At 45.8% G+C, this 12609-nt stretch carries 10 protein-coding genes and 4 tRNA genes; 3 read left to right on the top strand and 11 right to left on the bottom strand.

Going from position 1 to position 12609, the window contains the following annotated elements; genetic code table 11:
• Positions 1 to 11 precede the first annotated feature (11 nt).
• The 8 genes from HNP82_RS06950 to HNP82_RS06985 all read right to left on the bottom strand — a co-directional run bounded on the left by HNP82_RS06950 (position 12) and on the right by HNP82_RS06985 (position 8509).
• Complete coding sequence (locus tag HNP82_RS06950) at positions 12 to 1157, bottom strand: M20/M25/M40 family metallo-hydrolase (protein WP_183772844.1); 1146 nt, start codon at positions 1155 to 1157, stop codon at positions 12 to 14.
• Between the two features lie 24 nt (positions 1158 to 1181).
• Entirely contained in the window at positions 1182 to 2150 is a 969-nt protein-coding gene (locus tag HNP82_RS06955; RefSeq protein ID WP_183772845.1) for a Gfo/Idh/MocA family protein, read from the bottom strand.
• A gap of 54 nt (positions 2151 to 2204) precedes the next feature.
• Entirely contained in the window at positions 2205 to 3584 is a 1380-nt protein-coding gene (locus tag HNP82_RS06960; RefSeq protein WP_183772847.1) for a CCA tRNA nucleotidyltransferase, read from the bottom strand.
• Entirely contained in the window at positions 3541 to 5466 is a 1926-nt protein-coding gene (locus tag HNP82_RS06965) for an ABC-F family ATP-binding cassette domain-containing protein (RefSeq protein WP_183772848.1), read from the bottom strand. Before HNP82_RS06965 ends, HNP82_RS06960 begins: the two co-directional genes overlap by 44 nt.
• 136 nt (positions 5467 to 5602) lie before the next feature.
• Entirely contained in the window at positions 5603 to 5836 is a 234-nt protein-coding gene (locus tag HNP82_RS06970) for an alpha/beta-type small acid-soluble spore protein (protein ID WP_183772849.1), read from the bottom strand.
• Positions 5837 to 5940: 104 nt separating this feature from the next.
• Complete coding sequence (locus HNP82_RS06975) at positions 5941 to 6408, bottom strand: CYTH domain-containing protein (RefSeq protein WP_183772850.1); 468 nt, start codon at positions 6406 to 6408, stop codon at positions 5941 to 5943.
• 6 nt (positions 6409 to 6414) lie between these two features.
• Positions 6415 to 7779, bottom strand: a complete 1365-nt coding sequence (locus HNP82_RS06980; RefSeq protein ID WP_183772852.1) for a citrate/2-methylcitrate synthase — start codon at positions 7777 to 7779, stop codon at positions 6415 to 6417.
• 409 nt (positions 7780 to 8188) lie between these two features.
• A complete protein-coding gene (locus HNP82_RS06985; RefSeq protein ID WP_183772853.1) occupies positions 8189 to 8509 on the bottom strand; it encodes a DUF1540 domain-containing protein in 321 nt (106 codons plus the stop codon).
• Between the two features lie 145 nt (positions 8510 to 8654).
• Here HNP82_RS06985 and HNP82_RS06990 point away from each other — a divergent pair.
• Both HNP82_RS06990 and HNP82_RS06995 read left to right on the top strand, forming a co-directional pair.
• Positions 8655 to 8727: transfer RNA gene (locus HNP82_RS06990), tRNA-Gln, on the top strand.
• Between the two features lie 41 nt (positions 8728 to 8768).
• A tRNA-Leu gene (locus tag HNP82_RS06995) sits at positions 8769 to 8848 on the top strand.
• Positions 8849 to 9340: 492 nt separating this feature from the next.
• On the opposite strand, the gene HNP82_RS07000 is transcribed toward HNP82_RS06995, so the two are convergent.
• From HNP82_RS07000 to HNP82_RS07010, 3 genes are all read right to left on the bottom strand, one after another.
• Positions 9341 to 9414, bottom strand: a tRNA-His gene (locus HNP82_RS07000).
• A gap of 23 nt (positions 9415 to 9437) precedes the next feature.
• Positions 9438 to 9511 (bottom strand) — tRNA-Arg (locus HNP82_RS07005).
• 437 nt (positions 9512 to 9948) lie between these two features.
• Positions 9949 to 12072, bottom strand: a complete 2124-nt coding sequence (locus HNP82_RS07010) for a DUF4214 domain-containing protein (protein ID WP_183772854.1) — start codon at positions 12070 to 12072, stop codon at positions 9949 to 9951.
• A 320-nt stretch (positions 12073 to 12392) separates the two neighbouring features.
• On the opposite strand from HNP82_RS07010, the gene HNP82_RS07015 reads away from it, so the two are divergent.
• Positions 12393 to 12599 carry a helix-turn-helix domain-containing protein gene (locus HNP82_RS07015; protein WP_183772855.1) on the top strand — a complete coding sequence of 69 codons (207 nt, stop codon included), beginning with the start codon at positions 12393 to 12395 and terminating at the stop codon, positions 12597 to 12599.
• Positions 12600 to 12609: the final 10 nt, after the last annotated feature.

Consider the following 12609-nt stretch of genomic DNA (forward strand, 5'->3'; position numbering starts at 1 on the left):
TACCGGCTGTATCACGCTTCTTTAAAATAATGAAGAACCACAGCCATGGCAATTTTAAATCCTTCCTCGACACTGGACAGATCCACCCATTCTTCTCTTGTGTGGGCGCGCCCTCCCCGGATTGTTCCAAGAGTATTGGCCGGTATCCCCATAGACAGAGGAATGTTGGAATCTGTGGAATTTGCCCCCACATCACAAGGCTGACCTGTGATCAGTTCTGTAATGTAGCAGCTTCTTTGAGTCAGCGCTTCCAGCTTTTCCCTATTCACATCTCCCGCGCAGGGACGGATTCCCATCACTTTTACATCAAGATCCATCCCCATATGGCGGTACATCTCAATGACAGAATCAAAAAATTGTTCCATCTCTTTCAGACAGTCTCTGGACTCTGACCGAAACTCATAGAGCATGGATGCCTCCTGGGCAATAGAGTTCACAGTAGTCCCGCCGGAAATAGTCCCTACATTATAAGTTGTCTTTGCCGCTGTGGGCACTTTTTTCTCATACAATGTTCCGATAATGGAGGCGAGAGACACAATGGCATTGCTGTTTCCAAAATTTCCGAAAGAATGTCCGCCCTCGGTTTTAACAGTCACCTGGTACCTGTGGGAGCCAACTGCGTCGTTGGTCACTCCGCCGGTATAGCCGTCAAAAGATATAAACTCCTTCACCCGGCTGCCCCAGGTATCTATAATCGCTTTGCTGCCTTTAAGATTTCCAAGACCTTCCTCACAGGCATTGGCCACAAATAAAATTCCCGTCTCCGGTTTCTTTTTATTTTCAATAATGTATTTTACAGTCATTAAAAGCTGTACAAGATTTGCGGTATCATCGCCGATGCCGGGAGCGTACATTTTTCCATCCCGAATCTCCAGACAAAGAGGCTCAAGATCAGGAAAAACAATATCCATGTGAGCCATGATCACCACAATATCCTCATGATCATCACAGCCTACAGGATAGATCACATTTTTTGCCTCATCAATATAAACGCCTTTGGCCCCCTGAGCCTCCAGCCAGGATTTTACAAATGCCGCCCTTTTGTCCTCCTGGTGGGACGGCGCCGGAATCCGGCCAAGCTCTGATAAAAGATTAATATTTTTTTCTACGTGGCTGTGAATATAATCCAAAGCTTGCTCTGACAAAATGTTGTCCATAAAAAACATCCCCCTTCTCCATTATCAAAAATCCATGGCGGCGCTTTTGCGTCCCTCCTCCAGCACCCAGGCGGTATCCAGCGTTGCCTGCATCAGTGCTTTGCACCGCTCCATATCGCCATCATAAAAGAGCCGGTCCAGGCTCTGAAATTCGTAATACCATTGATTTCCATCGGGCTGGACGTCGTATATCTTTTCCGAAACCTTTGTAACCACTTTTACAGGACCGCTCTCATTGGTACTCCCAGCCACGAAAATATAACCATCTTCCCCCTGGATCTGCACGCCGTTGGCGCCCCATGTATCTTTGGCGCCTGTACACTGGCAGACAAAATCCGGATAAATCATCATAAGGATCCCCGAAGTATCAATGCCGTTTTTATACCGGTTGGGATAATAAACAACCTGGCCCGGACGGCCAAAAAGGGCGGTAACGGTATATATATTGTAATAATTAATATCCATGAGGGCTCCGCCGCAAAACGCCGGATCAAACATATTAGTCACTTCATCTTTTCTAAGAAGATCATACCTGGAAGAATACTGACTGTAGCTGCACAGCACAAGGCGCGTACGCCCAATCTCTTCTAAGTGTTCCTTCATAATGGCAAAGTTGGGGGCATGGCCGATAGTGGACGCTTCAAAACAAAGCAATCCTTTTTCAAGAGCCAGATCAAATAATTCTTTTGTCTGGCCATAATATGGGGTCATGGGTTTTTCCACAATCACGTGCTTCCCATGTTCCAGAGCCATCTTTGCCTGGCTGTAATGGAGACTATTGGGTGAAGCGATATAAATAATGTCAATATCCGGAGCATTTAAAAATGCCTCCATATCTGTGTAAACTGCGGGAATCCCAAAACGTTTGGCCAGCGCCTGGCCTTTCTCTTTTGCGCGGGAATAGACTGCCGAGCATTTAAGATGTCTGGTCTTTCCAATACTCGTCAAAATTTTCTCCACAATCTGTCCTGTGCCAATGGTGCCAATAGTCATAGTAAGCCTCCTTATCATTTTCTCAACGTTTCAGCCATGGAGCCGGATCGCCGCTCATTTTCCATCCCAGAAAAAGTCTTTCTTCTTTTCAAAAATATCCGGGCTGTCTTTTTCTTTTAAAGCCAAAGGGATCAGTTGATCTTTTGTATTTTTCTCCGGGCAGTCGATCACCCGCTCCGTAAGCCGGTCAAGGACCGCTCCCAGCAGCGGACCTTTAGGTACTCCCGCCGCGATAAGATCCTGTCCTCCCACAGCCAGCATTTTTACGCAGTAGCATTGGCCGCTCTCGATGACCTGATGATATATTTTTTCCTTTTTCTCCAAAAGAGCCAGTTTTTCCCCGATCACAGCAGGATTTTTGGCCATAATATCTGCCCGCTGTACTTTGATAAAATCATCATAAAGATCTGCCCCCACACGGTTTAGCGCCCTGCGCACATGAACTGGCGTGGCGTCGTATTTTAATCCGTGCCATTTGACCAGGCGGACCACTCGGTCTGTCGTCTTATTATCCATTTTCAGCCGCTTCATAATAGTCTTAGCCATCGACGCGCTAACTTCCGGATGCCGGTAAAAAATATCTCTCCCATCCACCGTTTTTTTCACCAAGGGCTTGCCAAAATCGTGAAAAAGCATAGTCAGACGAAGCCCCGGATCCGGTTCGATATTTTTCAGTGCTTTACAGGTGTGGACATCCACAGTATAAATATGATTGGGGGTATTTTGTTCCACGCCAACAATCTGGTCATATTCCGGAAGGATCACCCCGGTAATGCCAAGACTCCAGGCCAGATGGATCTTTTCCGGCCAGGGGGAAACGAGAAGTTTCACAAGTTCCGCCGCGATCCGCTCAGCACTGATATTTTTCAGTTGTCCGGCCTGCTCCCGGACAGCCTGTGCTGTGAGTTCGTCAATATGAAAGCCTAACTGGGCGGCAAAGCGCACCGCACGCATCATCCTCAGAGCGTCCTCATCAAAGCGCTGCCTGGGATCACCCACGCAGCGGATACATTTCTTTCTCAGATCCGCCTCTCCATTGTACAGGTCAACAACCCCTTTTCTGGGATTATAGGCCATAGCGTTTATAGTAAAATCCCGCCGGGCAAGATCTTCCTCAAGACTTGACGTAAAAGACACCTGTTTTGGATGGCGGCTGTCCTCATACTCTCCGTCCACCCGGTAGGTCGTCACCTCAAAGCCTTCTTTATCCAGCATAACCGTCACTGTTCCGTGGGCGATCCCTGTATCTATCGTTCGCTCAAACACTGCCTTGACCTGCTGGGGCGTGGCAGATGTAGTGATGTCCCAGTCGCCGGGAACCCGTCCAAGAATACTGTCCCTGACACAGCCGCCCACAGCGTATGCCTCATACCCATGATCTTCCAGCTCTTTAATAATATATTCCACTTTCTGTGGTATCTGAATCTTTTCCATACAGTTCCTCCCGGCAATCCTCATATTGACAGTAAATCTCATACCACTGTTCACAGGCTTCCTGCCATTTTAGCAAAGCCTCCTCATAGGCTTCTTTTTCATCCCCCGCCTGCTCCCAGCTTCCACCAGAGCCAAATATTTTCCACTGTTCCACAGATTGTATCTCAAGCTGTCTCCAAAGCTGCTGCGTTTTTGCCCGGCACTGCTCCATCTGTTCTCTGGCCAGCCTAAGCTGCCAATCCATATAAGCCTCCTCAGTATTTACCGTTTCCATGTGGCGCTCTGCCTTTGGCACATCACGAAACTCCTGGATCATGGCCGCCTCCTGAGCATCCATACGGGCCCTTAACGTCTGTCCGTCCCCGGAATCCTCATACTTTCGCCGGGCATAATGCTCATAGCTAAAGGGATAAAAGGAGGCCTCCCCATCCTCAAAAATAAGGAGGGCATCGGCTACCTGGCTGATAAAATACCGATCGTGGGACACAAACAGGATCGTTCCTTTATAGGCCGAAAATGCCGACTCCAATGTCTCTTTTGCCGGGATATCCATGTGATTTGTAGGTTCGTCAAGGACAAGGAAATTAGGGCGGCTCTGAAGGATCTCACACAGAACCAGCCGGGCCCGCTCCCCGCCGGAAAGATCCTTCACCCGCGCTGACGCCCGCTCCCCGCCCAGCAAAAAGGCGCCTAAAGTCTGATAAACTTCTTTTTGAGTCAGCGCCGGAAAAAGATCATGAAAATGACCGGCCACCGTTTTTTCCGAGGAAATATTGGCGCTGTGCTGATCAAAATATCCTATAGAAATCTCATTGCCGATATCACATTTTCCTTCCATGGGCAAAATCTTTCCCACAACCGTTTTTAAAAATGTGGTCTTTCCCGCCCCGTTAGGCCCGACGATTCCCACTTTCTGTCCCCTGCGCAGTCTCCAGGTCAGTTCCAGCAGAGGGCGGTCATAGCCTATTTTCAAATGTTCACATTGAAAAACCCATTTGCTTCCCCGGTTTAAGGGCAGGATTTCTCCCGTAAATATGTGGCTCTCCTCCGGCTCCGGCCTGGACACTTTCTCCATGCGCTCCACCATTTTCTTTCTGGACCGGGCGAAGGCCGCCTTTTTAGGTTTATTTTTAAAACGCCGGATCAGCTCATTTTGCCGGTTCACTTCTGTCTGCCAGCGCTCATAGGCTTTGTTTTGTATCTCAATATTTTTTCGTTTCTGCTTCCTGTATTCTGTGTAATTTCCCACATACCGGACAAATTGTCCCCTGGTTAATTCGTAAGTTACCTGAGCGGTCTGATCCAGAAAAAAACGGTCATGGCTCACCATCACCACCGCTTTTTCGTAATTTCTGATCTGTTCCTCCAGCCATCTGAGAGACCCCATATCCAGATGGTTGGTCGGTTCGTCTAAAAGGAGAATATCGGGCTTTTGCAGGAATAAAAAGATCAGTCCGATCTTCGTCTGCTCCCCTCCGGAAAACTCTTCCAGCTTTTTATTCTTATCCTCAGTGGAAAATCCAAGGCGGGTAAACATCCGGTCAAAATCACGCTCAAAGGCATACATTTCCGGCAAAAAACTATTCTCCCTGCCAAATAGGCTGTGGAGATACTCCTCTAACACCAAGCTCTTGTCTTTAAATACATCCTGCCGCAGTATCCCTGTTGTCAGCGCTCTGGCCGCTATGATCCCCGGATGCTGCCGCCGGTCATCCCGGTCCGGTGTCAAATCCCCGCAGATCAGCTTTAGAAGCGTGGTCTTTCCCGCGCCGTTGCGGCCGACAACAGCGATTTTTTCTGTGCCGTGGATCTCAAAATGAATATGATCCAAAATCTTTGCGCCGCCCACCATCACAGTGACGTCATTGATCTGATATAGCATAGGATCTCCTCTTTTTCTCTTCTATCCAGGTATTATTTTAATCAGTATACCACTTCCCACCCTCAATTGAAAGTTTTTCTTTATACAGAAAAAGCAGGCGGCACAACGCCGCCTGCTCTTAAAATTTTCTAATCCGTTACATTCCCGGATTCTGACCAGACATCTGCTCTTCCTGTTTTTTGATCATCCGGCGCACCATTTCGCCGCCGATAGATCCAGTCTGAGCGCTTGTCAGATCGCCATTGTAACCCTGTTTTAAATTCACACCAAGTTCATTGGCAATCTCCATTTTAAATCTGTTCATTGCTTCTTTCGCTTCAGGTACTTCCATACGACTTCCGTTGGAACCTGTTCCACTTGTGTTAGACATCGTCTTTTTCCTCCATATATATTATGAAATTTATCAGACATGTTCATGTCTGTAATGGTATTATCTGCAATCTTCATAAATATATGTTGGAAAAATCGGCCAGGTCAGGATTCCCGTCTGTAAACGTCAGGGTCTGCCTGGCTCATGACGCTGTTGTGATATTTGGAAGACCATGTCACATCCTCGCCAAACCAGGGCAGCGGAACAAAACTATTGGCCTCCTCCACAGAGGAAAATTCCACCTCAGCGATTACAAGCCCCTGAAAACATCCCTCAAAAATGTCCAGCTCCACTGTCCACTTTTCCCAGGGGATGCAGTATCTTTTCTTTGTAATCAGATTTCCGTCAGTTTTTTTTCGGAGATGTTCATAGGCCTTTGCTGTCAGAAAAAGATTATATTCCTCCCTGGCCATAAGCCCGCCGGATTTATAAGTGAGATAATAGCTGTCATCCTGACGGCGAATACGCACCACAGGCTCTGTACATAAATATCCCTGTTCAATGTGGAGACATGGATAGCTTTCCAGATTTTCCGGCAGCCGGTTCACTAAAAACTTTCTCTCAATTTCCATAAAGATTTACCTGTCTTTTAAAGGCACATAAGGCAGATGTTCCTGTACAGCCTTGTATGCGGGACGGATGATCTTATCGGAATTGATCAGCTCTTCCAGACGGTGAGCGCTCCAACCCACAATACGGGCCGTGGCAAACATCGGTGTAAACAATTTTGTGGGGAGATCAAGCATACTGTACACAAAACCGCTGTAAAAATCCACATTGGCACTGACGCCTTTGTAAATCCGCCGTTCCTCGGCAATCACTTCCGGAGCCAGGCGTTCGATCATGGAGTACAATTCAAAATCAGCTTCTCTGTGCTTCTCAAATGCCAGCTTCTGCACGAATGCTTTAAAAATAGTAGCACGTGGGTCAGAAATGGAGTAGACCGCATGTCCCATACCATAAATCAGACCCTTCTTATCAAAAGCCTCTTTGTGAAGGAGCTTTTTCAGATAAGTGCGCACTTCATCCTCATCTTTAGGATCGTTTAAATGTGCCTTCATATCCTGGAACATCTCAACCACTTTAATATTGGCACCGCCATGTTTGGGTCCTTTTAAAGATCCCAGCGCCGCCGCGATGGTGGAGTAAGTATCGGTTCCCGATGAGGACACCACATGGGTCGTAAATGTAGAGTTATTACCACCGCCGTGATCCATATGGAGAACCAGGGCAAGGTCAAGAACCATGGCCTCCATCTGAGTATAACTCATATTAGGGCGAAGCATACGCAGGATATTTTCAGCAGTAGACAGTTCCGGATCCGGATTATGTATATAAAAACTGTCCCCACAGATGTAATGATTATACGCCTGATATCCATATACGGAAAGCATAGGAAATACGCTGATGAGCATTAAACACTGACGAAGTACATTGGGAATAGACGTATCGTCCGGCTGTTCGTCATAGGCGTACAGCGTCAGAACGCTTCGGGCCAGAGTATTCATCATGTCATTGCTGGGCGCTTTCATAATGACATCACGAACAAAGTTTGTGGGCAATGTCCGGTAAGAAGCCAGTAAATCTCTGAAATCTTTCAATTCCTGACTATTTGGAAGATCGCCAAACAAAAGCAGATACGCCACTTCTTCAAAACCGAACCGTTTCTCACTGATAAATCCGTGAACAATATCATTGATATTAATGCCTCTGAAATACAATTCACCATCGCAGGGTACAGACTTGCCATCAACCTCTTTTGAAGAAATAATATCCGAAATATGAGTCAAGCCAGCGACAACACCTTTACCGTTAATGTCTCTTAACCCCCGTTTTACATCATACTTCCCATAAAGTTCCGGGTTGATCGCTCCGCTCTTGCTACACATTCCGGCATATTCTATAATTTCCGGGGTAATCTCATTGATGTCTACGTTTGCCATAAGCCACCGCCTTTCTGAAAATAGCGTTAAAGTTTCCATCTATGACATCATAGACAAACTTCAACATTTGTTTATAGGTATAGATTCGGGATATTAATTATTATTCTACCCCGAAACAGTTTCTTCTGACACATCTTTTCGGGTAAAATCTTCTGTTTGAAAAAAGATTCTTATTGAAATGATGAAAAATCCAAAGTCTTTTATAGATCTGTTAAACTTTCTATTTTCTCATTATAAATTAAGTTTTGTAAAATTGTCAACTACTTAACTATATTTTTTGTAACTATTCAGCCATGCGGCTGAGGAAGAAAAAGCGGAGCAAGTTTACTTGCGAAGACTTTGTCCCTTCACCGACCGCGAAAATAAAGAAGTTCCGGGCCGCTTTCCCGGAACTCCTTTATTTTTCCAATTATTTTGCCTGAAATGTGGCGCAGCGTGTCTCATCACATACACTGGCGCTGGGGCCGCAGATATTTACAGCCTCCGCCCGGCAATGATAGTTTTCATTGTAGACACAGTGACAGGCTTTGCACTCAATATCCACCATAGGATTGGGACGGCTCTGTCCGCAGGCGCTGTTCATTGCCATACTACCTTTTTCCTTGAAATTGTCGCAGCATGTTTCCGCTTCCGTCATTGCCTTTGTGCCGCCTACACAAATATGTGAAATACAGCAGTAAGGCGCGTCGTTGTGCATACAGTTTTTTGCATCGCATGATAAAGTTGCCATAATTTCATTCCTCCTTTACCTTTACAGGATGTCCAGTTCGTAAGAAATTTATAACTGCTCCCGTGCAAAAAACAGCCTTTTAAAAACGGTTGACAAAGTCCACGCATTTTGCTATTATTATTATCGTTTCACAGACTTATTTTATTGGGCTATCGCCAAGCGGTAAGGCACAGGACTTTGACTCCTGCATTACGCTGGTTCGAATCCAGCTAGCCCAGTCGGCAGGGTAATTTTTACCCTGCATTTTATATGTGTTTATGCGGATGTGGCGGAACTGGCAGACGCGCCAGACTTAGGATCTGGTACTTCGGTGTGCAGGTTCGATTCCTGTCATCCGCATTTTTAAGGCTGAAAGCAAGGAAAATCCTGGGATTTCAGCCTTTTTTCTGCCATTTCTCACACTGTCTTTTACATTTTTCCACATACCAGGCTTCATTTTTTCTCGGCGATATGTATTCCATAGATCTTTTCTCTGTAAAATAGGACTGGCTCTTATGGGTACATATTGGGCTCTGATCCAATTTGTAATTATGCTTTGCGCAATCATAACTCTTGTTGTTTTGATTATTGATAAGTGCAAAAAGCAGCGCCCTCGCTCTGGTAAAGTAAGACGCTGCTCTTTGTAACTCTTATTCGCCTTTGGTCAAGTATACTCTGACCAACAGCCCTCTTGTCAAGTATATTCTATGCCATCATGAAGAAATTTTCAATCTCACATTATAAACCGCCCAGTGCGCAACACAGGAGCGGCCATACCACCCACAAGGAATGTGTACTGTTCAACATTTTATATATAAAAAAAGGCATCTTCTCATCAAAGATGCCTTCCAGGGTGGATACAGGGACTCGAACCCTGGGCCTCCAGAGCCACAATCTGGCGCGCTAACCAACTGCGCCATACCCACCATATCAATATTAAATTGATAAACGAGCCTGAAGGGATTCGAACCCCCGACCCACGGCTTAGAAGGCCGTTGCTCTATCCAGCTGAGCTACAGACTCATCCACGCTTCATCAACTTCGCCGGGCAGAAATCATACCGCCTCAGCACAAGATGTATCATAGCACAGAACAAATACCTTTGTCAACAAAAAAATACAGGTTTTTTTGAATTTTTTTAAATGTTTGTAAAATTTTTGTTATTCCCGATCTGACTTCGTTTTGCTCCGGACTTTTCCATAAATTTATTATAAATTGAAAAACCCCCGCTGTCAAACAGATTCATTATAATATTGCCGAAATTTTACAGCATCTTGACCATCAGGTACATCACTGACAAACTATCACAAATTTTATAAGAGTTTGGCCTTCCATGGATGGATGGCCAAACCCTCGTCTGATCTTCGGCTATGAGGCTGATTTACCCCAATATGCTGCCACAAAAGAGCGGAGTATTGGATATTCTTGATCCTCGCCGAACTGTCCGTCATATACCTTTATCATGAAATCCCATATCCCGCACAGATCTCGCGAAATTCCGGTGAATCAGCAAAGCCGTTAAATACATGTTCTCTGCTCTGACCTTCGGCAAGGACGTTCAGCCATGCATCAAGCCCCGCGCCGTCAGCCTCTCTGTCCATAAACACTCTGTACAGCGTTCTCACGTATTCCTCATCGGACAGATTTTTACCCTTAAACTCATCAGAGAACACGAAGCCGTAAGCTGCCTGTTTGGCTGTGTTTGCTCCCGTAAGGATCTGATTGCACCATGCGTTAATGCCGTCGGTATCTGCCTTGCGTCCAAGGCAGAGATTGTAGCAGCGGGCCACAAACTTTGTCACGCCCTCATTCTGATCCATCGGCGCCGTCAGCACTGCGTTTCCCCGGATAATGCCGTAGTTCTGGCAGATCGCCGTAAACTCATTGGATTCCGCAAAGCCTTTAAACACATGCATCCGGGACAGACCGCTGTCCAGAACGCCAAGCCATGCATTTAATCCTCCCTGATCCGCCTCACGGCCTAAAAAGGCACGGTACAATACTTTTATGTATTCCTCATCGCTTAAATTTCTTGCCTTAAATTCATCGCTGTCCACAAAGCCCTGAGCTACTTTCGCGCCGCTCTCTTTGCCGGAAAGCAGAACGTCGGCCCACTCATTCAGCCCGGTCTGATCGGCAGAACGCTGGAGAATGTTCACATAGAGCTGCTGAACAAAGTTCTGAACCTGCTCCACCCGCTCCGGTGTGGCGTCGGGAACGGTTGTTTCCGGCGGCGTTGTTTCCGGTGGGGTTGTTTCCGGTTCCGGGTCTGTAGTTTCTGGTGGTTTGACAGCTTCTGCTTCCAGTTTATCTATATCTATAAATTGGAGCCTATCCGGAAATTCTTGTGTAGATATCACTACATTCTCCCGGTCCGGAACTACATACTGAATTTTATTGTCCGAAAGAACCGTGAGCTGTCCTTTGTCTGGGAAATACCACACATCTCCATTAAAATTCAAGCCATAAGGGTACTGAGAATTATAAAAATCAGATTCAGTCTCTGGAGCAAATGAAATTAATGAACCGTGGAACCATGAATCTGTTCCTTCTTCACTTTCAATCTCCAGCACTGTCCCCGGCGCAAAATTGCCGAATGAAAGGCTGCCTTTCTCAGTTATTTCCACCGGAGCGCCATCGGCAGACAGGATTTTCATATTTTCCTGAACATAAACACCGCAGGTACTGTTTTTACTAAGCTTCACAGCATAAACAGCCAGCTCTACAGTATTAGTATTAATCATCTCCTGTGTAACTTCCAGAGTAAATGTAGAGTCATGTTCTCCCGGAAAATACTTATAAAGTCCTGCCGCCATTGGAGAAAACAGGCCATTATAAAGAAACCATCCGTAGGATGCTCCTGGTTCAGGATCTTTTACCTGAAATGTTATCTGGCTGCCTGCCCCGTAGAAATAATCACTGGCATACCCTCCCTCAATAGGATATAAGACCTTATGTTCATTATCAACATAAATATCACCGGTTTGATCCAGGATTTCAGTAGTATAGGCAGGCGCGATACAAACTTTTCCCACGGCTTCCGGATAGCGATACTCCGGCGAAACCATAAGATATTTTCCATCCATTTCCTCGGTAATGGTTAAGATTGTTTCTGATGAATATTCGCTTGACAAACAATCCCTCACTGAAATTGAACCATATGAATCAGGATTATCGCGGTCGGCAACAAGGGCACTCCACCTTGAAAAAGCAAGGTCGCTGCTCAGGCTGTCTTCTGCTTTAAGTGTAAACGTAGTTCCTACCGGATACTCTCTGTCAACGAGGTCTTCCGGTCTGTCCACAGCTTTTCCATTAATAGCCACAATTTTATACGGCTTTTCATCTATAGAAGAAGCCCATCCTGCCCCATAACCATGCCATTCGACAGCCACCATGCCAGCGCTCACATTCATATTCTCAAGTTCTACGTTTTCCTCTGACAAAGACTTTTCAATCTCCTGTCCATTGCCATTGTCCGAAGCCGGAACCCCCGCCCACACCTGCATTCCGCCAAAGACCATAGTCAAAGCCAGAACAAGGCACAGGCCCATCTTCATTTTCTTCAGTTTTTTCAGTTTTTTCATTTTCACTCCTTCTTTCCCATATCAATTTTTTTATAACAATTCACCTACAGCCAAAAGTCCAAGCCCCCGCGAGAATACAGGCATAGATGAATGGTTATCCTTTTTTACAATATTTCACATTCATAATATCTCAATTCGAGATATTTGTCAATAATCTACAAACACCTTGCTATGATAGAACCTATAATCTCAGAAACATAACTGCCGACTGCCAGAAGCAGGATAAAAGCAACTGTAACAGTCCAGCCGCCAACACTGCGCCGTGCCTACGCGCTGCCCCTTTGCTCATTTCTGGCGCTCGGTTTATCAGGAGTAGGACAATGACATATTATGAAAGAATCAGGGCATTAAGAGAAGATAGCGATTTAACACAAAAAGATATGGCCAATTATTTAAAGATCGCCCAGAACACTTATTCTCAGTATGAAAACGGAAAAAGGCAAATTCCCCTGGACATACTAATTGAAATCTGCCGCTTTTTTCATGTTTCGTCAGACTATATCCTGGGGCTTTCTGACAGAAAATAAAAAAGCTCTG

The sequence above is a fragment of the Catenibacillus scindens genome (genome assembly GCF_014202115.1).
GTDB lineage: Bacteria > Bacillota > Clostridia > Lachnospirales > Lachnospiraceae > Catenibacillus > Catenibacillus scindens.